The 23294-nt window shown below is 51.5% G+C and carries 17 protein-coding genes; 4 read left to right on the top strand and 13 right to left on the bottom strand.

Features of this window, described 5'->3' with window-relative positions; genetic code table 11:
- Positions 1-38 precede the first annotated feature (38 nt).
- From pstA to EP25_RS0102500, 3 genes are all read right to left on the bottom strand, one after another.
- Positions 39-1358: a phosphate ABC transporter permease PstA gene (pstA, locus tag EP25_RS0102510; RefSeq protein ID WP_235185807.1), complete on the bottom strand. Its 1320-nt coding sequence runs from the start codon at positions 1356-1358 to the stop codon at positions 39-41.
- The gene (gene pstC, locus EP25_RS0102505) at positions 1351-2733 is read right to left on the bottom strand and encodes a phosphate ABC transporter permease subunit PstC (protein ID WP_031432457.1); all 1383 of its coding nucleotides are present in this window, start codon (positions 2731-2733) and stop codon (positions 1351-1353) included. The genes pstA and pstC overlap by 8 nt, the downstream gene beginning before the upstream one ends.
- A gap of 73 nt (positions 2734-2806) precedes the next feature.
- The gene (locus EP25_RS0102500) at positions 2807-3856 is read right to left on the bottom strand and encodes a PstS family phosphate ABC transporter substrate-binding protein (RefSeq protein WP_031432456.1); all 1050 of its coding nucleotides are present in this window, start codon (positions 3854-3856) and stop codon (positions 2807-2809) included.
- 263 nt (positions 3857-4119) lie between these two features.
- Here EP25_RS0102500 and EP25_RS22335 point away from each other — a divergent pair, with 263 nt between their 5' ends.
- Positions 4120-4476: a hypothetical protein gene (locus EP25_RS22335; RefSeq protein WP_051906337.1), complete on the top strand. Its 357-nt coding sequence runs from the start codon at positions 4120-4122 to the stop codon at positions 4474-4476.
- Between the two features lie 143 nt (positions 4477-4619).
- On the opposite strand, the gene EP25_RS0102485 is transcribed toward EP25_RS22335, so the two are convergent.
- The 4 genes from EP25_RS0102485 to EP25_RS0102470 all read right to left on the bottom strand — a co-directional run bounded on the left by EP25_RS0102485 (position 4620) and on the right by EP25_RS0102470 (position 9533).
- Positions 4620-6176 (bottom strand): GTPase, encoded by a 1557-nt coding sequence (locus tag EP25_RS0102485; RefSeq protein ID WP_031432454.1) that lies wholly within the window; start codon positions 6174-6176, stop codon positions 4620-4622.
- Positions 6173-7414, bottom strand: coding sequence for a YcjF family protein (locus EP25_RS0102480; protein ID WP_235185806.1), 1242 nt, complete (start codon positions 7412-7414; stop codon positions 6173-6175). Before EP25_RS0102480 ends, EP25_RS0102485 begins: the two co-directional genes overlap by 4 nt.
- A gap of 261 nt (positions 7415-7675) precedes the next feature.
- Complete coding sequence (locus EP25_RS0102475; protein WP_160172685.1) at positions 7676-9175, bottom strand: GTPase family protein; 1500 nt, start codon at positions 9173-9175, stop codon at positions 7676-7678.
- Between the two features lie 85 nt (positions 9176-9260).
- The gene (locus EP25_RS0102470; protein WP_031432451.1) at positions 9261-9533 is read right to left on the bottom strand and encodes a hypothetical protein; all 273 of its coding nucleotides are present in this window, start codon (positions 9531-9533) and stop codon (positions 9261-9263) included.
- A gap of 400 nt (positions 9534-9933) precedes the next feature.
- Here EP25_RS0102470 and EP25_RS0102460 point away from each other — a divergent pair, with 400 nt between their 5' ends.
- The gene (locus EP25_RS0102460; protein ID WP_031432450.1) at positions 9934-10245 is read left to right on the top strand and encodes a DUF5132 domain-containing protein; all 312 of its coding nucleotides are present in this window, start codon (positions 9934-9936) and stop codon (positions 10243-10245) included.
- Positions 10245-10787, top strand: a complete 543-nt coding sequence (locus tag EP25_RS0102455; RefSeq protein ID WP_031432449.1) for an HMA2 domain-containing protein — start codon at positions 10245-10247, stop codon at positions 10785-10787. Before EP25_RS0102460 ends, EP25_RS0102455 begins: the two co-directional genes overlap by 1 nt.
- Positions 10788-10833: 46 nt before the next feature.
- Here EP25_RS0102455 and metK read toward each other — a convergent pair whose 3' ends face one another.
- The 4 genes from metK to EP25_RS0102435 form a co-directional block, all read right to left on the bottom strand.
- Entirely contained in the window at positions 10834-12024 is a 1191-nt protein-coding gene (gene metK, locus EP25_RS0102450) for a methionine adenosyltransferase (RefSeq protein WP_031432448.1), read from the bottom strand.
- Entirely contained in the window at positions 12021-15089 is a 3069-nt protein-coding gene (locus EP25_RS0102445) for a cation-translocating P-type ATPase (protein WP_051906336.1), read from the bottom strand. The genes metK and EP25_RS0102445 overlap by 4 nt, the downstream gene beginning before the upstream one ends.
- A 39-nt stretch (positions 15090-15128) precedes the next feature.
- On the bottom strand, positions 15129-16148 hold the full coding sequence (locus EP25_RS0102440) for a sodium:calcium antiporter (RefSeq protein ID WP_200875005.1): 1020 nt from the start codon (positions 16146-16148) through the stop codon (positions 15129-15131).
- 83 nt (positions 16149-16231) lie between these two features.
- Positions 16232-16600: a hypothetical protein gene (locus EP25_RS0102435; protein WP_152555578.1), complete on the bottom strand. Its 369-nt coding sequence runs from the start codon at positions 16598-16600 to the stop codon at positions 16232-16234.
- A 209-nt stretch (positions 16601-16809) separates the two neighbouring features.
- On the opposite strand from EP25_RS0102435, the gene EP25_RS0102425 reads away from it, so the two are divergent.
- The gene (locus tag EP25_RS0102425; RefSeq protein WP_051906335.1) at positions 16810-21105 is read left to right on the top strand and encodes a DEAD/DEAH box helicase; all 4296 of its coding nucleotides are present in this window, start codon (positions 16810-16812) and stop codon (positions 21103-21105) included.
- Positions 21106-21146: 41 nt separating this feature from the next.
- Here EP25_RS0102425 and rsgA read toward each other — a convergent pair whose 3' ends face one another.
- Complete coding sequence (gene rsgA, locus EP25_RS0102420; protein ID WP_031432443.1) at positions 21147-22037, bottom strand: ribosome small subunit-dependent GTPase A; 891 nt, start codon at positions 22035-22037, stop codon at positions 21147-21149.
- On the bottom strand, positions 22037-23287 hold the full coding sequence (locus EP25_RS0102415) for a M48 family metallopeptidase (protein WP_031432442.1): 1251 nt from the start codon (positions 23285-23287) through the stop codon (positions 22037-22039). The genes rsgA and EP25_RS0102415 overlap by 1 nt, the downstream gene beginning before the upstream one ends.
- Positions 23288-23294 lie beyond the last annotated feature (7 nt).

Below are 23294 nucleotides of genomic sequence, written 5' to 3'. Positions count from 1 at the left end.
GATTCTAATTCTTTGATAACATTCATAAATGACTCCTACTACCAACGCCGTTCATAGCGTTTGCGTAGATAAATGGCCAGGCCGTTCATCAGGATCAGAAAGATCAACAGCACCATGATGGCGGCCGACGTCCTTTCCACGAACGCCCTCTCAGGACTGTCCGCCCACAGATAAATCTGCACCGGCAAAACAGTCGAAGGCTCGGTGAAACTGTGCGGAATATCGACGATAAATGCGACCATCCCAATCATCAGCAAGGGTGCGGTTTCGCCGAGGGCCCGGGCCATGCCGATGATGGAGCCTGTCAACATGCCAGGCATTGCTAGCGGCAACACATGATGGAATACTGTTTGCAAAGGCGATGCCCCCATGCCAAGCGCTGCCTCGCGAATCGAGGGCGGCACCGATTTCAATGAGGCGCGGCCGGCTATGATAATGGTCGGCAAGGTCATCAAGGTCAGCACCAGACAGCCGACGATCGGCGTACTACGGGGTAGACCAAAAAAGTTGATAAACATCGCCAAGCCCAATAAACCGAAAACGATGGATGGGACGGCGGCCAAGTTATTGATATTGACTTCGATCAGATCCGTCAACCTATTGACCGGGGCGAACTCCTCCAGATATACCGCGGTGGCTACGCCGATCGGGAAAGACAACAGAAAGGTTCCAACCAGCGTGAACAGAGATCCCATGGCGGCTCCGCGAATACCGGCCAGTTCCGGTTCTCTGGAATCGCCGGAGGTAAAAAACGCTTTATTGAAATGTTTCTCGATGCGATTTTCCGCGACCAGACGGTCGATCCATGCCAATTGGCGATCGTTAACACGACGGTCGCTTTGCTTGACACGACGGTCGATATGCCCCTTGAACAACATGTCGACATCGTCGTTGGCGGGTACCCAGACGCTGACGGTTTTTCCGACCAAACTGTTGTCTTGCAGGACCATTTTCCTGAGTTGAAAAGAAGCGCCACTGCTGATTAGGGCGTAAAGGTCTTTTTTCTCCCGTCGCGATCGGGCCTCCGGAAACAATTCGCGCAATGTATTTTTCAGCAAACTGTTGTAATCGGCCCTTGAGAGCGCCTGCTCCTTATCTTCTGCCTGGGACGATTCCAAAACGGCAGGGTCGAAAAAGATATCGAGTTTGACCTGGGTTTGTTCGAATGCCGTATAGCCTTTTGCGGCAATGTCTGCAAAAAGTAATATCAGAAACGCCAAGCCCAAGGCTATACCCCCCAGTCCGTACCAACGAAAACGGCGTTCAGCCGCCCTTCTCTTCGCTAGACTTTGCTGAACGATATCGAAGGTTGTCGGTTTATCTTCCCGGTTTTCATTGGGAAATTGCATATCACTCATATTGTTCACGGTATTTTCTGACGATATAGAGGGCGAACACGTTAAGAATCAAGGTCGCAATGAACAACACCAAACCCAGGGCGAATGCGGCCAGCGTTTTAGGGCTATCGAACTCCTGGTCGCCAACCAACAATGTGACGATTTGCACGGTAACCGTCGTCACCGCTTCGAAGGGGTTGAAGGTTAAGTTGGCCGCTAGGCCGGCCGCCATCACCAGAATCATGGTTTCGCCAATCGCCCGCGAAACCGCTAACAGGATACTGCCGACGATTCCCGGTAAAGCGGCCGGGAAAATGACTTGACGGATGGTTTCGGCCTGAGTCGCCCCCAAGGCATAAGCGCCGTCGCGCAACGACTGTGGCACGGCATTCATGACATCGTCGGACAACGACGACACGAACGGAATAATCATGACGCCCATCACCAGTCCGGCAGCCAGGGCGCTTTCGGAGGAAACGGAAAATCCCAGATACTCGCCCGTTTGACGAATTATCGGAGCGACGGTCAGGGCCGCAAAAAAACCATAAACGACAGTCGGGATACCGGCCAAAATTTCCAGGGTCGGCTTGGCCGTCGCCCTGAAGCGGGGAGAGGCGAATTCTGATAAATAAATGGCGGACATTAGCCCGATCGGCACCGCGACAAGCATGGCGATCAACGAAACCAGCAAGGTGCCGGTAAATAAAGGAATGGCGCCGAAGGCGCCAGAGGAGCCGACTTGATCGGAACGCATCGCGGTTTGCGGACTCCATTCCAATCCGAAGAGAAAATCGGTGATCGGCACCGCCTTAAAAAAACGGATCGATTCGAACAATACCGAGAAAACGATGCCGATGGTGGTAAAGATTGCAATAGTCGAGCAAATCATCATTAAAACATCCATCGCTTTTTCCACTGCATTGCGGGCGCGATGATTTTTATCGATGCGTTGGCTGGAAAACCAGATTCCGGCCAGCGAAAAAGTGATTGCAACGACACTCAGTAAAATATGGCTTAATTGCTGCAGATGTTTATAGTGTTGTGCCGCCTCTAGAATTACCGGATCTGTTTGCGTAGCGACCGTGACGCCATTGACGACATTTTTGATATCGTTAAGCACCAAATAGAGTCGCGAATTAGACAACTCCCGCATCTCCTCGGGTAGCGTCGAGATGACATTTCCGGACACCCACGCGGTTTCCAGAGATAACCAGACGACTGTCACGATCAATGCCGGAATAATACTCCACAAAGCGGAATAAAGACCGTAAAAACCGGGCAATGAATGCAGTTCTCTAATCTTTCCGTCGACACTGGCGAGTGAGCGTCTTTTGCCGATTTGGTAACCGGCATAACTCAACAGTAATAGCACTATCAGGAGAATCGAAGGTGGCATAAATAATGATGCATGACTGATGGAGATAGGGGCGGGAAAACAGACTATTTTCCCGCTGCCGTGGACAAAGAGTTTAGAGCGCCAGTGGTTTTAAATTCTTGACGTCTTCGGCATATTTTTTGCGTTCCGCATCCGGCATAGGTATCAAGCCCTTATCCGCCAAATAGCCTTCTTCTCCCCAAGCTTTTTCACTGGTAAATTCTTGTAGAAACTCGGCGATGCCAGGAATCACTCCGACATGGGCTTTTTTGACATAGATGAACAACGGTCTCGAAATCGGATATTGACCGGACGCAATGGCTTCGAATTCAGGCGCCACGCCCTCGACTTTAAGGCCCGTCACCTTGTCGGTGTTTTGATCAAGAAAACTGAAACCGAAAATCCCCAAAGCATCCGGGTTGGCTTCGAGTTTTTGCACGATCAAATTATCGTTTTCGCCCGCTTCGACATAAGCCCCGTCTTCCCGAATCGAGTGGCAGATGGCTTTATAGGCATGTTTATCCTTGCTTTTAAGATCCTTGATCCATGAAAAGGTTTTACATCCGCCTTCCATGGCCAGTTCGACAAAGGCGTCACGGGTGCCCGAAGTGGGCGGTGGGCCTAGCACTTCGATTTTAGTATCGGGAAAGGACGGATTGATCTCGTTCCAGGTACTGTAAGGATTCGGAATTAAGTTTTCGGAACCTTTCGGATCGGGAATCTCTTTCGCCAAGGCCAAGAAGATTTCTCTTAAACTCAATGCCATCGGTTTTGCTTCAGCCGAATGGGCGATGGCAATGCCGTCGTAACCGATTTTGACTTCAACGATATCCTTGACCCCGTTGTTTTGACACATTTCGAATTCGGAGGCTTTGATTCGGCGGGAGGCATTGCTGATATCGGGATGTTGCACGCCGACACCGCCGCAAAACAATTTAAATCCTCCTCCGGTACCGGTTGACTCGACTTTCGGCGCTTTAAACCGGGTGGTTTTTCCAAACTGTTCCGCGACTACGGTGGAAAAGGGATAAACCGTGGATGAGCCGACGATAGTAATGTAATCGCGGGCGCTTTCGGCCAATACTGTACCGCTAATCATTAACGGTAGAAATACTGCCGCTACGACTTTCGAACTTGATTTCATGCCAGACCTATGGGTTTGTTATCAACAAGTCCATAGCATATATCCTAAACATTACAAATATATTACAATTCTGTTACAACTCTGGAACGGAGTTGATTATGTTCACCATCCTTTTTTTTCTGGCATTTATGTCAGTTAACGACGATATTGAAAAGTTTAAATAACATTACATTTTTTGAACTTATTCGACTTCATTTTTTCCAATAATTTATACATTGACTAGTCAATGTAATGACAAACAATAGTTCTCAAGAGGCAATAATATGAGCACACAAACCACCACCGAAACCAAGGTAGAAGCGACAATCGAGAAAGCCGCCGAATCAAAAGCCGTTAAAAAAACAAGAAGCGCGCTGGCCGGCGTCAAAAAAGGAAGCGCCGCAGCCAAACGTACTGCCAATAAAATTGCCGCGGCTCCCGCCAAAATATTCGACAGTGCTGTTTACGGCGCCTGTTACGGTGTTTCTTACGGAACGGTATTCACTGCTTTGATGGTAACGAAATTGCTGCCGAGTAAAGGCCAGGCGATGAAAGGATTCCATGACGGCGCCAGAGTGGCGCGCAAGGATTTCAAAACTCAAGAAGCGAAACAAGCCATTACTGAAAAAACGGTAGCATAATTTTAAAGGCAGCCTAGCGTAAAAAAACCGAATATCGCATTCTTTAGGTGCGCCAACGAAACAACCCATGGAAGGGTGTTTCTATTTTTTCGCCTATAGCGCTCGTTTGGGTACGAAAATGGAAGCACTACGGCTTTTCCATATCATGATGTCAGAACCGATTTCAGTTTCGGCACGGAATCGAAAGTTCTTAATCCTTTCTTCGCAATAAATTGACCGGTGCGTTTGGATTGTTTCCACAACAATCGCCAATGGTCTTCTTTTCGATATTCCTTGAGACAACGCAAGTAGCGTACCTGTTCGGCGTGGTCGAGATGCTGAAAAATAGCTGGAATCAAGCCTTCCTCTATGTTGTATTCGAAACCCGGTTTCAAACAGACGGGCGCGATCTGATCCATTTCCATTTCTAGATCCCGCGCCACCCCATCGATGGCCATTCTGATGGTTCTCGCTTTATCGCAATCAGGATGAGTCACGTCATAGGGAGGATTCCACTCTCTTATCGGCCTTAACTGATCGACATGGGTCAATGCGACGACAATTGCCGGCATAGTGGTTCGACCCAATGAGGAAAACTGACTTTGTATAGCTTGGAGCATTTGTTTGTCCGGCTCCCGCGCTGCATTGGTTGCCGACACCGCTAACAGAATCATATCGCAGCGCGCTATTTCTTTCGCCGCTTGCGCAATCAATTTCGAACAATCGCTGCCGCCGTAGCCCTCGCAGTCCATGATTACCGCCGTTTCAACCCCCGGACGCTTGAGTACATAGGAGTTGATACCTTTTATTGGCAGAGCATCCGTTTCGGCTTTTACCCTGCCGAATAGCGCATTGATCAGACTCGATTTCCCTGCATTGGTTTGGCCAAGAACAAGTACCCTAAACGGTTCCGCCCCCACGGCCCTTTCCCGGCGTTTAATCGCGACAATTTCTTGCCGGGAGACTTTTGTCGGTTTGGCAAGTAACTGATCGTCCAATACCAAATTGCCGCTATACAATTCGATGGCATAATAACCAAACTTTTTGATATAGGCATCGATCAACCAGCGCTTCAATTCGGCGCTTGATTGAGACAGGATACTGTTGGTCGTCGCCAGCTTAAGTTCCCGAATCATGGCCGAAACCGGGTCCAGTCCGGCAGTCACGATCCGAAACATCCGATAAAGTTCGCGCCCGCGGCTGGCGAATTTATGACTTTTTGCCAAATCGCTCAAGGAAAAAACATGACTGCCCGGAATATTTTCCGCAAGGTTGATCCGTAAGTCTTGCGCCAGCATTTCGACTACTTTCAGAAGATAAGGTAATTTGATTTCCAATAACGCATCCTTGCTGCGCGGATGAAACTCCTCGGCAACGGTCTGCATGACCTCGAGCAATGTCTGAATATAAAACTGGGAAGAGCTCAGATCTGGATTATCGTCACGGCGACTTGCAGAAATGGCCTCGATTTTTTTGTAAGCTTGTTGATTTTGCGTCGAGTTTCCAATGGCATTGGAAATATCGAGCAATTCCAAATCTGACGATGCATGCCTGAACCACCGGCTGATCAACCACCAAATCGACCCCAATGCAGCCGAACTGCCAACCCATAGCACTAGCAATTCATTGGCCCAAAGCCAATACCCGCCGGCAGCAAACGGAATGGAAAAAGGCGCCAGGATAACGGCAAATCGGAGATGCCAGCGAGTCTTCATGTTCATTTCGCGACCTTTTGTTGTATCTCGTTGACATAATTCTTCAACAGGCTACGCCCTTGTTCGAACTGTTCCATGTACACCACTCTAAATAACTCATGGGATAGTTCTTTTCCGCTACGTAGATTTTGAAAATAAACGGTCAGTGTCTTGCCGAGTGCGTAGGTGGTTGCAGCGGTTAACAGGGAAGAAACCGCCAAACCATAAACCGGAATTAATTTAACTAACTCCCGCCGGCCAATGTTGGTCAACAGTGTGATGCCCAGCGCGCTGCTGATTTCGGCCCAGCTCTTACGGTCCATTTTATAGTTGTAGAGCGAGGCAATCGTCTGAAACATCTTGGCCTGAACCAACGTGACGACCGGAATATCGACGAAGGGAACCGGCACCGCGCCGGCAGCGCCCGAGATCAAGGCGTAAGCCAAAATATGCGGATGAGCGGCACTGCTGTAAGCATCGTGCAGTTCCTTGCGTATGTCCTTCATGTTATGGAGCATCAAAGAAATTCCATGGGGCAAAGCAATTTCAAGACTTTGCCAAAAAGCCTCCAAACCATAATTGATCGGCTGATAACCGTCTTCCGGCAACGTCAGATCCACCGGCACGAATTGAGCATCGATCCCCTTGAACAACGTCCTTTGTTCCAGTAACGAGCGCCGTAAACCGTCAGGCACGTTTTCCTCCCAATTTTCCTGATCGTAAGGATAAGGATCGATATGCTCAAAATCGGTAGTGGGATAGCCTTCATGCAATGCCGTTTGCACCACGATGACAGGCCAATTCGGTTTGGTTTTATGAATCGTTCGGACCGCTTCCATTACCGCATGCTGGGAATGGTCCATGGCCTTCATGACCACGATCAGAACATGGGCCTGGTCTTGAAATGCTTCGATATCGGAACCTGGCTGATAATCGATCTCACCCAGGCCTCGGGTATCTAGAAAACGCAGAAAACAATCTTGAGAATCCGGGAAATCGTAAATAAATGCCGTGCGCGTGCAAGGGTGCATGCCGTTACCGATTTGGGCACGGCTGTCGCCGGTCAACGCTCTAATGATCGAAGTTTTGCCTGACTGAGTCTTCCCTAACAACCAGAATACCGGCGTCGGCATTGCCGCTTTTACGGCGGAAAGCCGTCGATCTATTTCCTCGTCATCGAGACGGGGCGAAAAAACTGTCGTGTAAATTTTTTTCCACATAGACATCGTATCGAATTCATGCAGCACTAAATAAGGAGGTTTCATAAAACCGCTGCACTAATCGGGAGAATTTCAGTTTCTTACTTTTCAACCGATTGTAAAATATTAGTCGACAAATGTGACAATTTGATGAAACGAATACCGACTCTTGATTCGAGCGGAGAGAAATTCACCCAATATTTGGACCGAAGGGGCGGAAAAACAATTCCATCGGGAATATCAGAAATCCCTGACGAATTTATTTTAAGTCAGCAGTTTTAACGTAAGCCTACGGAAAATTGATGAAAAAACGAATACACTTTTTTGCTAATTCATATCGAATGCCGAAAAACCTTTTTTGACGATGAAACGACCTGCATTTTTGGACTGAAGCCAAAGACGGCGCCAATAATCCTCTTTATGATAGTTTTTCATGCATCGGGTATAACGAATTCGCCGAGCCTGCTCGAGCTGCTGCAGAATGGTCGGAATCAATCCTTCCTCGATATTGTATTCCCTACCCTCAAGAAGGCTGACGGCCGCGACTTGATCATCTCTGATCTGCAAATCTTTAGCCACCATCTCGATGGCCTGCCGAATCATCGACGCTTTAACAGAATCAGCGGCAACAATGTTGTAGGGGGGTTGCCATTCTCTTACCGGTCTAAGCTGGTCTATATGGGTCAATACCGCGATTACAGGGGGTATTTTTGCCCGTCGATTGGATGCAAAGGCATGCCGCAACCTTTGTATCATATCGCTATCGGGCTCCCTGGCCGCGTTGACGGCGGATAAGACCAACAAAACCATATCGCAATGCGTAACCGTCTCGATCACCTCGCTTATAAACCTTTCATCCCCTTCCCCTCCATACCCCTCGCAATCGAGAATAATCGCGGCATCCAATCCCGGACGTTCGATCCAGTACGGCGTGATCTCCGCCGTAGATGCGATGACGTCGGTCTCCGCTCTGATTTCACCAAACAAGGCATTGATTAAACTGGATTTACCCGCATTGGTTTGCCCCATTACCAAAATTCTCAGTGGTTCGGCTTCCAGCCTATGTTCTCTTTCGCGGATTTCGGACCAGTCGGACTCCGTCTTTCGATCGATACAGGCAGCCAATTCATCATTATTCAGCGCCAAATTCTCGCTATAAAGCTCAATCGCGTAGTGGCCAACCCTGCGGATGAAACTGTCGATAAATTCGCGCTTGATTTCATCGACTGTTTTGGCGTAAAGCTGTTTGCCGGCGGCCTCGCCCACCGTCGCCGTGAAAGGATTGAAATGAGAGAATACAAGTCGTAACGCTTGATACAATTCCAACCCTTGGCTGGCCAATCGCTGACCCTTGACGATATCACTCAATGTGACAATATGACTGCCGGGAACATTTTCTGAAAATCCGATACGCAGATCCTTGGCGACCATCTCTATAATGGCCAGGATATAGGGTATTCGAACTTCCAATAAGGCTTCTTTTTGTTCAGGGTGATAATGCTCGGCAACCGTTTGCACAACTTCGACAAAGGTATCGATATAAAACTGTGTTTCGACTAGATCGGGTAATTCATTGATTCTTCTCTCTGAGATGCCGTCAATTTTCCGCCATACACCGGCATTGTCCGAATCATCAACCGAATGTTTAATTGACGTTTTTTTTCTGCAACGACCTGAATCCCATAGCCAAAGCAGCATGCCGATGGTAACGCTCGAGACGAGCCATATCCAAAACCAATGGCTCAGCCACAGCCAATATAAACCGGCAACAATAAGGACCAATAACGGAATGAATAAGAGTGTCACTTCAATGGCCCAACGTGTCATAAATTTCATTCGTATGACGACCTCGTATGAACCGGACTGCGACAACGCGATTTTTCAACAAAATTGACCAAGTCCGGCAATTCCATCAAATCACTTGATTTGAGTTCGTGGCCACAATTTTTCTAACTTTTTGCTCCACCTTCGCCCACGAAAGCAGCAAAGGTTTGCGAAATACCGTGACGGTCAATATATCTTCCTGAAACATATAATCGGCTTCGATTCCGTAGCCCTTGATCACCCCTTTGTCGCTATCGCCAAAAAATTGCACGCCATACCTTTCCGCGATTTCCTTGGCTTTGACAATGAGTTCTTCAGGATGATCAAGCACCTTGACCTGGATGGATTTGGGTGTTTTCATTATCGATCAGTTGGACTTAAACTAATAACAGAATATAGATTTTCGCATTAGTTCCGGGATTTGCACAATGCGCATATCGCAACTGACTCATATTTGAATAATGCTATAACACTGCCGCAAATAAAATGACAGACCGCCATCTAATTGTCATAAAACTGTAACAATTCCCGTTGAAAAAATATTATATAGTTGGATATTGGCTTGAATTAAAGAAAACTTAATGGCGACTGCTTTTTTAGGGGTTTTTGTCTTCCCAAGGTCTTGTTATTTCGCAAGCATAACCTTTACGACAGCCGGCCTAAAATTCCGAACGATCCTGCATACCGTGTTGTAAATTATCTCTGCAACTCTTGCGATTTCATACCCTTTTACCCGTAAGCTATTTAAGGGATAACCGATCATGATTAAACTAGACGACTTAGTGAAAAGCGGAACCCCGTTGGGAATCGCTATTGGCGTTGGGGCGACGGTGCTAGCGGGAGCCGTTTTACCGGCCCTTCCGGCAATTGCCCGTGCAGCTAAACCCGGTGCCCGCGCCGCCATCAAATCAGGAATCATATTGGCTGAAAAAGGCCGGGAAGTCCTCGCCGAGGTCAGTGAAGAACTGGAAGATATTATGGCCGAGGCCCACGCCGAATTACGCGAGGAAAACAAAAAGAAACACCCGGAAACGCCCGAACAAACCGATGAACCTTCTGAATCAGGTGAATAATGTCCGCTCCCGATTCGATTCCATCCGCCTTCGTCAAACACCAGTTGCCGGGACGGGTGAGATTAAAAATACCCGAAAAAAAGGGTGACTTTCGCTATTTCGATCGCGTAGCGGATGTATTTGCCGGCAGCCAGGGCATTACACAACTGCAATTGAACCCTCCGGCAGCCAGTGTTTTGATCTCCCACAGGGACGATATTTCATTTCAACACATTGTCGAATTTGCTGAAAATAACGGTTTATTTCGGCTAACCGAAAAACCCGAGGACTATGAGCCCCTCACGCTTCCGAATTTACCGATTGCCACCCTAAGCTCCATCGGCCTGGACCGCGTCGACGACTCTCTGCTGAATCTAAGCAAAAACCGTCTAGACAACCGCTCTGTTTTGTTTCTGACTTTAATCGGTCTAGCGATACATCAGATAGCTCGGGGAAATATCATGGCACCCGCTGCGTCATTGTTATGGTATGCATTGGAATTGCTGGAAAAGGAAAACGAGATCAGTTTCGAGATAGAAAAGCAACACGAATCCGATCAATGAGATTTATTATCGAACATAGTACTTCAATCGGCGCCGGCGCCATTCCTTAATCCATTAATAATTCGATTTTATCGGTTTGCTCCCAAGGCAAAGGGAGTCCGGTTTCACCGAAATGGCCGTTAACCGGCAGTTTCTGATAAAAAACGCCATCCTGTTTTTTGGTCATCTCACGCAACTTTAAGTCCCTGATGATTGCACCTAATCTGAAATCGAAATGCTTCAGCAAACGTTTGCGTATGTCCACGTCGTCTATGACGCCCGTTCCCTTGGTCGTCAAAAACACGCTGACCGGACCGGGCAACCCGATACTGTAACTGAGCTGTACTTCACATTGTTCCGCTAAACCGGCCGCGACGATGTTTTTGGCTGCATAGCGGGCCGCATAAGCGCCCACCCTATCGATGCGGGACGGCCCCTTGCCGCTCAAGGCCGAACCGCAATGGCGGGCGAAACTGCCGTAAGTGTCGCTGTCGGTCTTACGCCCGGTCATCCCCGAGTGAACCGCTGGTCCGCTACGCATGAAGGGGCCGTTAGGATTGATAATCACTCGCGTCATATTGTCCGGCTTGATCGGTGCCTGCTGAAACACCGGATTGATAACATGGTGACGGAGATCTTCTTCAATGCATTCGAAGGTAGGCGGAGATTCCGGATTATCACAGCCGGTAATTATTGTGATGCTATCGATGCGAATTGGCCGGTCGTCGACGAATTCCACGCCAACTTGTGAGGTGCAATCCGGCGATAAATAATCGATATCGCATTCTCGGCGAACTTTCGTCAGTTGCCGCGTCAACCGATTGGCCAACGTAATCGGTAGCGGCATCAACTCGGGGGTATGACGGCAGGCAAATCCGAATACAGTGGTTTGATGGGAAGCGGTAATGCGCTCCATTTCTTCATCGTCTGCTGACGATACACTGATTTCCCTGACGGTCTTGGACTGTTCGATTAAGCTGGTAACGACGGTGCAATCGTCGGCGTTGAAATCGCAAGGCCGGTATCCGACCTGTTTGATGATAGAACGGGCGACTTCCGGAATATCCACGACGGCATCGCTGGCATAACGTGCCGCCAGAAACAACACATTTTTCGATATCGCACATTCGGCGGTAATACGCGATGCCGAATCCTGACGCAAATAAGCATCGACAATGGCGTCGCTGACGGTGTCGCACAGGCGGTCGGGATGCCCTTCGGTCACGGATTGAGAGGTAAATACAAAATCTTTGATCATGATGCATCCTCTTCTTCAATTGGTTGATTACCGATCACCTTGATCGCCTCGTTGGCTATCAGCGGCAAACCCGCGCCGGCCAGAATGGCAAGTGCGTCAGCGGCGCCGATCGGGTTTAGCCTGAGCAGATTACGCAATGGCGGAAAGGCAACCGCCAGAACCTGCATGATCACAGACACGCCGACCGCTTGATCGAGATAACGATTGGGGAGCCTGCTCTCACTGTGAAATATAGACGTTTTTTCCGAACGGCAGCGATACGAATGCAACAGCTGAGCCAGCGTCAAAGACATGAAGGCATTGGTACTGGCGTTTTGTCCCGGACCGTAACGCAACAGACTGTAACCGTAGACGCCGAGCGTGCCGGTAGTGATGATACCCGACTCACGAAGCAGCTTGATATAGTCGCTACGATTGACGATTGCTTCCTGCGGGTCTCGGGGCGGCCGCTTCAGCACATCCTCCTCCGGAGGATCCAGTGCCAACGCCAAACCGGGGAATATATCGGTAACCAGGTTGATCCATAGCAATTGCATTGGATTGAGTATTTCGGAACCGCCTAACGCGGCACTGAACAACATCACCTCGATTTCACTGAGGTTGGTCGACAAAAGAAAATGCAAACTTTTACGGATATTATCGTAAATCGAGCGCCCTTCCTTGATTGCCGTCACCATCGTCTTCAAGTCGTCGTCTTCGAGAATGACGTCGGCCACCGAGCGAGCCACGTCGGCGCCCTTTTCGCCCAATGATACGCCGACATTGGCCGCCTTCAAGGCAGGACCGTCATTGATGCCGTCGCCGGTCATCGCCACCACCTTGCCGTTTTGCTGCAATGCCTCGACGATGCGCAGTTTATGCGCCGGACTAACCCTGGCAAAGACCGAAGTGCGATCCACCAAACCGGCCAATACGGAAGGATGTAACTTATCCAGATTGGCGGAATCGATGATTTCCAGCGGCTTGCCATGATCTCCGTTCAAGCCCAGGCGTTTGCCGACCGAAAAAGCGGTGGCGCTCTGGTCGCCCGTAATCATGACCGTTTCGACGCCTGCCGAGTGAAACTGGCCGATCAATTCTTCCATCCCCGGGCGAATCATGTCTTCCATGCCGACCAGGCCCAGCCAAATAAAATCCTGTTCTTGGTAACCGGCCACTTCGTCGGCAATGCAATAGGCGACGCCCAGAACCCGCAGGGAATCTGCGCCGAACCGCTCATTCCAGGTCAAGATAGCCTGCCGGTCATCCGTCGACAATGTTTGTTCGCCATCATCGCTGCCGCCCTTTATGCAAAGCTCCAGCACGGCCGCCGGACTGCCTTTCACGGCAATGAAAAAACGCCCGTCCTCTTGGGCATGAACGGTGATCATGTAAGGACGATCTTCGGCACGATAGTCCACCTTCACCGTAGGGTGTTTTTTCCGCAGTAGCGCGACATTCTCGCCGGCATCGATGGCGGCCTGAAGCAATGCGTTTTCGGTCGGAGTGCCCTGCAATTCGCCCTGTTCGGACGGCGACGACTCATTGCACAACACAAACACCTCCATCATCAGCCATAACGTTCGATCGAACTCTTGCGTTTCGATCGCATCCTTGCCGGAAAAAAAGCGGCCTTGCTTGACGTTGATGGTCGATTGCAAGGTTTTCAACGTAACGACACTCATCCGATTAAGCGTTAGAGTACCGGTTTTATCGAGACAAATAACTTGCACCGACCCTAAATTTTCCACGGCTGGCAACTGGCGAATGAGCACTTTGTGGCGACGCATATCGTTGATACCCAAAGCCAATGTCGTCGTCGCAACGGCCGGCAGACCTTCCGGAACCGCCGCTACGGCAAGCGAAATGGCAGACATCAACATTTCCGGCAAAGGGCGGCCTCGCAATAAACCGACCACGAAAACCAGCCCGCAGATTGCGGAACTAAGTAACGCCAATTGCAGCCCCATTTCGTCGATCTGTTTTTGCATCGGCGTTTCCGGCGTCACGGTTTCACCGACCAGACTTTGAATCTTGCCGATTTCGCTATACCTACCGGTCGCGACAACGATGGCGCGGCCGCTGCCACCGGTCACCGTCGTCCCCATATAAACCATGTTTTGCCGGTCGCCCAGAGCCGTTTCCTCCTGACCGAGAAAATCGTGAGCCTTTCCGACCGGCATGCTTTCACCGGTTAACGGCGATTCATCGATGCTGAGTTGAGTGGCGGCCAATAAACGGGCATCCGCGGCAATATACGTACCCGGCATCAAAACCAGCACATCGCCGATCACAACGTCACTCAAAGGGACATCCATTCTCTTGCCGTTCCGAATCACAGCGCAATATTCGGGGGCCAATTGCCCCAAAGCATTGATGGTTTTCTCCGCCGACTTTTCCGTGACAAAACCGATTACCGAATTAATCATTACCACCGTCACTATAACGATCGCATCGGCCGCACCGCCGGTCGCCAGGGAAATCACGGCCGATAAGCCGAGCATCGCTACGGGGGCGGAAACAAATTGCTGTAAAAACATTTGCCAAGATGAGCGGCCACGCTGCTCACTTAAAATATTCGGACCATATTTAATCAGCCTGTCGACGGCCTGTTCCCCGCTTAATCCGCTTTCATCGCTTTCTATAAATTTGATGGCCCTCGTACCCGTAATCGTGTGCCACAAATGAAATGGAGGTTCCTGATAACGGCTGATTGCTTCAGGCTTGCGTTTCTTTTTGGCAACTTTAACTTTTTTGGGAGGAAGTTTCGGCCGGTGCACGTGTTCGCTTTGCCGAATAATCAAATGCCCCGTAACGGCTTCTAACACATGAATAATACTTGTGGGCAAGTCCTCCGATTGAGCGGAAAAAACATATTCGATCAACAGATTTCCAGTCAAAATATTGGCGCTAACCGCCTTCGCCTCAGCTAACTCCGTTAATTTTGTTTCTAACTGCTTTCGTAACTGTTGGTTACGGTACAAGGTTGGCACGTGAATGCGTACTCTGCCGGTAACACTATCATGGACAATCAGCAAATAATGCCGCCGTGTCTCATCTGCAGTAGATTCCGTAATCGAGTTCATCTGTGCGGATCCTACAATCTAACTTGTCTTAACCAAATCTTAGGCATAGATAAATAAAGCGTACGAATTAAGCAAATAAAGCGCAAATAATAACCAGCTGATCCAACCCACCATCTTCAACACGCGCTGTTCGGCTCGATAGAATAAACCAATAATTGCCAATCCAGTCATGGTAACAGATGTTGCGGCAGATATTGAATGTATGGGTGAAACTTGGGCCAAAATTGGTCCCGCTTTGTAAAAATAATCTTCGACCGCAACGACAGCCATATTGAACAAATTGCTGCCAAAAATATTTCCAATTGCCATATCCAAGGCATGAATCTTGATCGCCGTAAGCGCAACAACCATTTCCGGCAAAGAAGTAATTAATGCTACCAACAATGTTCCAACGAAACTTTCCTGCCAATGCATCAGCAGAGCAATTTGTTTGGCTACGGAAGGCAACCATACACCGGCGAAAATTACTACGATGGCCGAAAAAAGATAGCGCAAAATAACCGAGGCCAGAGACAGGGCTGGAAAAGGATCGGGCTCTTGTTCCGAATAAGTTTTCAGTTGGTGACTTTCATAACGAAACACCGTCCGCACGGCAAGAATGTAGAGCAGAACTATGACCGGACTATATAGCCCCACATGCCCTACGCTAATCATTAATTCGGCATCCGCCAGATCGATGCTCAAGCCGCATAATCCTATCAACACAATACCGAAAGCTGCCGACAAAACATGACCGACATCGGCCGACTTGTAAATCGAGGCTTTCCGATAAAACAAATCAACAAGTACGATAATTGCCAAGTTAAAGACGCAACTTCCCAATAAAGTGCCAATCGCAATATCGGGGGAATTGACCAAGGTGACCGCGCTAATGCCACTTGCCAATTCCGGCACTGAAGTGACTGTCGCCATCAATAAAAAACCGATCCAATTGCCCCCTAATCCCGTTTTATCCGCAATTGCATCGCCATAAATTGTTATTTTCACGCCGGCATATCCGACCAGCAACAAGCAGGCCAGAAATTGCAACCAAATAGTTATGAACTCGTTAATAGTCAAGCCTCGCTGAGAGTGTGGCCAAATTGTCGTACGTTTCTCGGTAGAGCGCTTGGATGAAAAGTTTTCAAATGAACTTGTTGTTGCTATTTATGTTCGGCATTACTCATATTATGAATCGCTTCCCATCCCTTCCGCCGTTGCGCATCGATAATTTTTAAATCTCGCCGCAGATCCTCTATTTTTTCAACCTCTTTTGTTTCGGAGATCGATTTCAGGATTGCTTGCTCCTTAACATTCAATTTTTCAATGAGATTAAGAAAATCATGCGGCTTTAACGACTGTTTTTCGAGATCGCCGATAAACAGATATTTTATTTGCCGCAACATAGCGAATATCTTTGACATGACCAGACCGTGATAATTTTGACTTGAAGCAAATCTCAGATCGGAGTGAGTGCCATTTTCACTAATCCGAACATAGCAGTGATGTTGACACGGCAATATTACAACCATATGACAATCCAATCGTTCCCTTATCTGCGGGATGATCGATTAGTGTTTTAAGCCATAGGTTTAATGAAGCAAAGAAAATTTCAATGGCAGATTATTGCCCATATCGTAATTCCGTTGGGCCATACATATACGTATAAAAGCGATGTCATTTATCGGAAATAGGCAGTAAGATTGATGCTATAGATGGTCTTAATTCTCTAGTCAAATTAATGCAGCCCTCCATAACCGACACCCGCCTTTTCTCCCTTCAGAGTTTTCATCCAATTGTCGCCAATTGGTTCGCCAAACACTTCAACCGACCCTCCCCGGTACAGGAGCAAGCCTGGCCGGCCATTCAGGCCGGACAATCCACGTTGATCGCCGCCCCGACCGGTTCCGGCAAGACCCTGGCGGCCTTCCTGGCGGTGATCGATCAACTGGTCAAACAGGGCCTGGACGCGGGATTGCCCGACGCGACACTAGTGCTGTATGTTTCGCCGCTGAAGGCTTTGTCCAACGACATCCGCAAGAACCTGGAGCAACCCTTGACCGGCATCGACATGGCCTTGCTGGAGGCCTGCCTGCCCGGCGTCGTGATCCGCGCGCAAACCCGTACCGGCGATACCTCGCAGCAGGAAAGGACGGCGATGAAAAAGTTTCCGCCGCATATCCTGGTAACGACGCCCGAATCGCTCTATATTCTGCTGACTTCGGCATCCGGCCGCGAGATGCTGAAAACGGTAGGCACCGTCATCGTCGACGAAATCCATGCCCTGGCCGGTAACAAACGCGGCGCCCATCTGATGCTGTCGCTAGAACGGCTGAACGCCCTCGCCGAGCGAGAACCGGTGCGCATCGGCCTGTCGGCGACGCAGAAACCGTTGGACGACATCGCCCGCTATCTGATCGGCGATCGTTCCCGGCCCTGCACCGTCATCGACACAGGCCATGTGCGGCAACGCGACCTACAGCTCGAAGTGCCGCGTTCGCCCTTGGAAGCGATCATGGCCAACGAAGTGTGGACGGAAATCTACGACCGTCTGGAACAATTGACGCTGGAGCACAAGACCACCTTGATCTTCGTCAATACGCGCCGTCTGGCCGAACGCGCCGCCGCGGCCTTGGCCGAACGCCTGGGCGAGGACGCCGTGACCTCCCATCACGGCAGCCTGGCCAAAGAACACCGTCTGGCAGCCGAGCAACGCTTGAAACAAGGGAAATTGAAGGCTTTGGTCGCGACCGCCTCGCTGGAACTCGGCATCGACATCGGCGACGTCGATCTGGTCTGCCAGCTCGGCTCGCCTCACGGCATCTCGGCCTTTTTACAGCGGGTCGGTCGCTCCGGGCACCGCCTGGGGGCGATTCCCAAAGGGCGTTTGTTTCCGCTATCGCGCGACGACTTGCGCGAATGCACGGCGATGCTGGCCGCGATCGCCCGAGACCAGCTGGACAAAATCGAGATACCGGAGCATCCGCTCGATGTGCTGGCGCAGCAAATCGTCGCCGAAGTGGCTTGCCGGGAATGGAGCGAGCAGGATCTTTATCTGACTTTCGGTAAAGCCTGGCCTTACCGCCACCTGCACGAAACGCAATTTCAGGACGTCGTCCAGATGCTGGCCGACGGTTACCATACCCGCCGCGGCAGGCGCGGCGCCTATCTGCATCGCGACGTTGTCCACGGCATGCTCAGGCCGCGCAAGAACGCGCGCCTGACGGCGTTGTTGAACGGCGGCGCGATCCCCGACCAGTTCGATTACGACGTGATTTTGCAACCGGAAGGTTTGTTCGTCGGAACGTTGAACGAGGATTTCGCCTTCGAGAGCCTTCCAGGCGACATCTTCCAGCTCGGCAACAATTCCTACCGCATGCTCAAGATCGAGCAAGGCAAAGTCCATGTCGAGGACGCCCACGGCCAGCCGCCCAATATCCCGTTCTGGTTCGGCGAGGCGCCGGGACGCAGTAACGAACTGTCCTTAGCGGTATCGGAGTTTTCGGAACGGCTGGACGAACTGCTGGAACAAGGCGGCGACGCCGCCTTAATCTATCTCAGTCAAGAGCTGTCTCTATCCGAACCCGCCGCCCGCCAGTTAGTCGATTACCTGGCCGCGGCCAAGTCCGCCCTGACCGTGTTGCCCTCGTTCAATTGCATCGTGTTCGAACGTTTTTTCGACGAAACCGGCGACATGCATTTCGTCGTCCACTCGCCCTACGGCTCCCGGATCAACCGCGCCTGGGGGTTGGCCTTGCGCAAACGCTTCTGCCGCCGCTTCAATTTCGAACTGCAGGCCGCCGCCTCCGAGGACAATATCGTATTGTCGCTGGGGCCGACTCACAGTTTTCCGCTGGAGGAGCCGGCCGGTTATCTCAAGTCAGCCGGCGTCGAAGACGTGTTGAAACAAGCTCTGCTGGCCGCGCCGATGTTTCCGACCCGTTGGCGCTGGGTCGCCAATACCGCGTTGGCGGTGCCGCGCAACCGGGCCGGCAAAAAGGTGCCGGCGCCGTTCCAGCGCAACGACGCCGAAGACTTGGTTTCGGTGGTATTTCCGGACCAGTTGGCCTGTTTCGAGAACATCGCCGGCGAGCGCGAAATCCCCGACCACCCGCTGGTCAATCAAACCCTTTGGGACTGTCTGCACGAGCTGATGGACATCGACGGTCTGAAACAAGTATTGGATGGCATCGAACAAGGCTCGATCCGCATCGTCGCCCGCGACCTGACCAGCCCGTCGCCGTTGGCTCAGGAAATCATCAACGCCCGTCCCTACGCCTTTCTCGACGACGCCCCCGCCGAGGAACGCAGGACACTGGCCATACAGCAGCGCCGTTTCGCGACGCCGGAAGAAGCCGGCGACATCGGCCGCCTCGACCTGGAAGCGATCGCCAAGGTCCGTAGCGAGGCCTGGTCGGAAGCGCATAACGAAGACGAACTGCATGATGCGCTGGTCGTGTTGGGCTTTATCACCGAAGCCGAAGGCGAACGCGGGCCGTTGTCGACGCTGCACGAGCGTATCGCGCACGGCTGGCCGGCCTTGATGGAAAGCCTGCAGCAATGCGGCCGGGCCACGGTGCTGCAGGTCTCGCCAGAGCAACGCCTATGGGTCGCCGCCGAGCGTTTGCACGAATTGCGGGTACTGTTTCCGGATGCGGCCACATCCCCTGCTCTGCCGTTGCTGTTCGACAACAAGGACACCAGCGAAGAAGAATCAAGGCGGGAATTGGTCCGCAGTCGCATGGAGGGATTGGGCCCCGTCACCGCCATGCAATTGGCCGAGCCGCTGCAATGTTCGGTTGCGCAGGTAGAACAAGCGTTGCTTGCCTTGCAGCAGCAAGGCATCGTCATCCAGGGAACATTCACGTCCGATTCGCCCGCCAGCGAATGGTGCGAACGCGGCCTGTTGGCGAGAATACATCGCTATACGTTGAAACGACTGCGCAGCGAAATCGAACCGGTGGCGCCATCTGATTTGATGCGTTTCCTGTTCCGTTGGCAGCATCTGGACGATCCCGGTCAGGGCGAGGAATTTTTGGCCAAGGTCTTAGGGCAATTGGAAGGCCTCAACCTGCCCGCCGCGGCCTGGGAAGGCGACATCCTGCCCAAGCGCCTGAAACCTTATTTCGCGTCCGATCTCGACCGCTTATGCTATTCCGGACGTGTCGTCTGGCTGCGCTTGAAACAGGCTTCGGGCAGCAGCCCGAAAGCGGCCGGCAAGAGCACGGCGATCGCGCTGCTGCCGCGCGAACATCTCGGCCATTGGCGCAGTTTCATGCCGCTGCCGGACAAAAACGTCCTGGAATTATCGAGTCAGGCGGAAAAGGTCTATGCCGCGATGCAACGATGGGGCGCCAGTTTTTTTCAGGAATTGCTGGGCGAGACCGGTCTGCTGAAAACGCAATTGGAGGAAGCCTTGGGCCAACTGGTCGCGGCGGGACTGATCACCTCCGACAGTTTCCAGGGGTTGCGCACGCTGATACTGCCGCAGAAAATCCAGCAACGGCGCAACAAACGCTTCCGCTTGCAAGACCCCTTGGCTGCAGCCGGGCGCTGGTCGCTGTTGCGTCCGGCCATAGCGCAACCGTATGCCCCCATCGAACATATCGCCCGCACGCTGCTGCGGCGTTACGGCGTGGTATTCCGCAAACTGCTGGACAAAGAGGAAGGTCTGCCGAGTTGGCGCGAGCTGTTGTATGTCTACCGGCGCCTGGAGGCGCGTGGCGAAATTCGGGGCGGCCGCTTCGTCCAAGGCTTCGCCGGCGAACAGTTCGCGCTGCCCGAGGCGTTAAGCGTCCTGCGGGAAATCCGCAAACAAGAAAAAACGGGGCAACTGGTTTCTATCAGCGCCGCCGATCCGCTCAATCTGACCGGCATCATTACCCAAGGTGAGAGAGCGGCGACGCTGTCCGGCCACCGCGTGTTATTCGAGGACGGCATTCCGGTAGCCTGGGGCGCGCCGAACAATATCCAGCTTTCCCGGCAATGCGACGAACAAGCGCAATGGCGCTACAAACAGGCACTGCTGCAGAGATAAATGAAGCTTTTGGTTCTCCAGCCGACAAGAATCGATGACTATTATCCGTTTCGCTCGGTCGGCATTTTTTCCCGCAATTTCAAAAAACGCCGGTAACGGCTCATCGCTATGTCGCCATTCTCTGCCGCCCGTCTGACGGCGCAGCCTTTGTCGTTGACGTGGCGGCAATTATGGAATTGGCACTGATCGAGCAACGGCTGGAATTCCCGATAGCCCCAGGCCAATTGCGGTTCGCTCAATCCGGCCAGGCCGAAAATCGCGACGCCGGGACTGTCGATCAAATCGCCGCCATCGGGCAGATGGTACAGCGTCGCGGCGGTAGTGGTATGGCGTCCGTGCTTGGTCGTCGCCGAAATGGCGTTGATTTTCAGCTCCTTGTCGGGAATCAGGGTGTTGGTCAGCGAAGACTTCCCCACCCCGGATTGCCCAGTGAAGATGCTGACATGGCCCGATAAAGCTTGTTTCAACTCGTCGATACCGATGTTTTGTTTGGCGCTGACCCGGTGCAGTCGATACCCCAGTCGTTGGTAATACGCCAGTTCCTGTTCCAGCGCCGCGGAACGGTCGAGATCGATTTTATTGAATACCAGCACCGCATCGATATTGCGGTTTTCGCAGATGGCCAGGTACTGGTCGATTAACAGAAAATCGCATGGCGGTTCGCTGGCGAACACGACATAGACATTATCGATGTTGGCCGCGACCGGCCGGGTTTGGCCGTTACGGCTGGGCCGCATCAGCAACGAACGGCGCGGCAGGATCTCTTCGATGCGGCCTAGATCGGCGGTCGCCTGAGTGAAGCGGACCCGGTCGCCGACAGCCACGGTATCGAGCTTGCGCCGGGTCTGGCAGAGAAAAATCCGGCCATCGTTTTCGACGGCAAGTCCCTTGCCCAGATGCGATATGACCAGTCCCTGTAATGGCCCGCTCATCAGGCCGTTTGCATCTTTTCTTCGATATGGGCAATGCGGATCGCCGCCGGCGGATGGCTGTAATGGAATGCCGAATACAGTGGATCGGGCGTCAACGTGCTGGCGTTTTCTTCATACAATTTCACCAAACCGCTGATCATTTTGCCGGCTTTGGCATTACGCGTGGCGAATTCATCCGCCTCGAACTCGAATTTACGCTGGAAATAGGCGCTGATCGGCTGCATGAAAACGGTGAAGACCGGCGACACCAGCATGAATAGCAACAAAGCCGCGGCATTCGATTGCACTTGCACGCCTAATCCGGTGAAGAACCATTCCTGGGTAATCAACCAGCCCAAGATAGCGAAGCTGATCAGGGTCATAACCGCCGACGCCGCCAACATCTTGATGACGTGCTTGCATTTGAAGTGGCCCAGTTCATGCGCCAACACCGCTTCCAGCTCTTCTTCATCCAGTGAATTGATCAACGTGTCGAAAAAGACGATACGCTTGTTGTTGCCCAGGCCGGTGAAATAGGCATTGCCGTGGCCGGAACGGCGCGAACCGTCCATGATGAAAATGCCGTTGCTGCTGAAACCGCAGCGTTCGAGCAAGGCCTGTATGCGCTGCTTCAGCGAGCCCTCTTCCATCGGCGTGAATTTATTGAATAGCGGCGCGATCACGGTCGGGAACAGCCAGCTCATCAACAAGGAGAAAAACATCAAAATCGCCCAGGCGTACAACCACCACAACGAACCGATGCTGTCCATGACCCACAGGATCAAAGCCAGAATCGGCATGCCGATGACCAATACCAGCATTATCGACAATGCCTGGTCCTTGAAAAACTGTTTCAGGGTGTTTTTGTTGAAACCGTATTTTTCCTCGATGACAAAGGTTTGATACAAACTGGTGGGAATTTCCACGAGCGTCATGACCAGATAAATCGTTGCCACCGCCCCGAGACTCGCCAGCATCGGCGCCAGATCGAAACCCGACCAAAACTCGAACGCCAGGCTGATGCCGCCGCCCAAGGTCAGCAACAACAGAAAAACGATGCCGACGATGCTGTCGATATCGCCCAATTTGCTCTTTTCAATGGTATAGTCCGCCGCCTTCTGGTGCGCGGCCAAAGAAACACTTTTACTGAACGCTTGCGGCACGCTGTCGCGGTGTTTCAAGACATAGGATTTTTGCCGCATGGATAGCCAAAATTGGATGGAATAGGAAATCACTAAAGCAATTAAAAATACGATGGTAAAGGTGTTCATTTGTTTC

This window comes from Methylomarinum vadi (assembly GCF_000733935.1).
Classification (GTDB): domain Bacteria; phylum Pseudomonadota; class Gammaproteobacteria; order Methylococcales; family Methylomonadaceae; genus Methylomarinum; species Methylomarinum vadi.
Note: the sequence above shows the minus strand (reverse complement) of the source record. Positions and strands in the feature narration are given on the sequence as shown.

Coding starts and splice junctions, on each gene's coding strand:
- pstA (WP_235185807.1), bottom strand. CDS start 1,358: ATGAGTGATATGCAATTTCCCAATGAAAACCGGGAAGATAAACCGACA.
- pstC (WP_031432457.1), bottom strand. CDS start 2,733: ATGCCACCTTCGATTCTCCTGATAGTGCTATTACTGTTGAGTTATGCC.
- EP25_RS0102500 (WP_031432456.1), bottom strand. CDS start 3,856: ATGAAATCAAGTTCGAAAGTCGTAGCGGCAGTATTTCTACCGTTAATG.
- EP25_RS22335 (WP_051906337.1), top strand. CDS start 4,120: ATGAGCACACAAACCACCACCGAAACCAAGGTAGAAGCGACAATCGAG.
- EP25_RS0102485 (WP_031432454.1), bottom strand. CDS start 6,176: ATGAACATGAAGACTCGCTGGCATCTCCGATTTGCCGTTATCCTGGCG.
- EP25_RS0102480 (WP_235185806.1), bottom strand. CDS start 7,414: ATGAAACCTCCTTATTTAGTGCTGCATGAATTCGATACGATGTCTATG.
- EP25_RS0102475 (WP_160172685.1), bottom strand. CDS start 9,175: ATGACACGTTGGGCCATTGAAGTGACACTCTTATTCATTCCGTTATTG.
- EP25_RS0102470 (WP_031432451.1), bottom strand. CDS start 9,533: ATGAAAACACCCAAATCCATCCAGGTCAAGGTGCTTGATCATCCTGAA.
- EP25_RS0102460 (WP_031432450.1), top strand. CDS start 9,934: ATGATTAAACTAGACGACTTAGTGAAAAGCGGAACCCCGTTGGGAATC.
- EP25_RS0102455 (WP_031432449.1), top strand. CDS start 10,245: ATGTCCGCTCCCGATTCGATTCCATCCGCCTTCGTCAAACACCAGTTG.
- metK (WP_031432448.1), bottom strand. CDS start 12,024: ATGATCAAAGATTTTGTATTTACCTCTCAATCCGTGACCGAAGGGCAT.
- EP25_RS0102445 (WP_051906336.1), bottom strand. CDS start 15,089: ATGAACTCGATTACGGAATCTACTGCAGATGAGACACGGCGGCATTAT.
- EP25_RS0102435 (WP_152555578.1), bottom strand. CDS start 16,600: ATGGTTGTAATATTGCCGTGTCAACATCACTGCTATGTTCGGATTAGT.
- EP25_RS0102425 (WP_051906335.1), top strand. CDS start 16,810: ATGCAGCCCTCCATAACCGACACCCGCCTTTTCTCCCTTCAGAGTTTT.
- rsgA (WP_031432443.1), bottom strand. CDS start 22,037: ATGAGCGGGCCATTACAGGGACTGGTCATATCGCATCTGGGCAAGGGA.
- EP25_RS0102415 (WP_031432442.1), bottom strand. CDS start 23,287: ATGAACACCTTTACCATCGTATTTTTAATTGCTTTAGTGATTTCCTAT.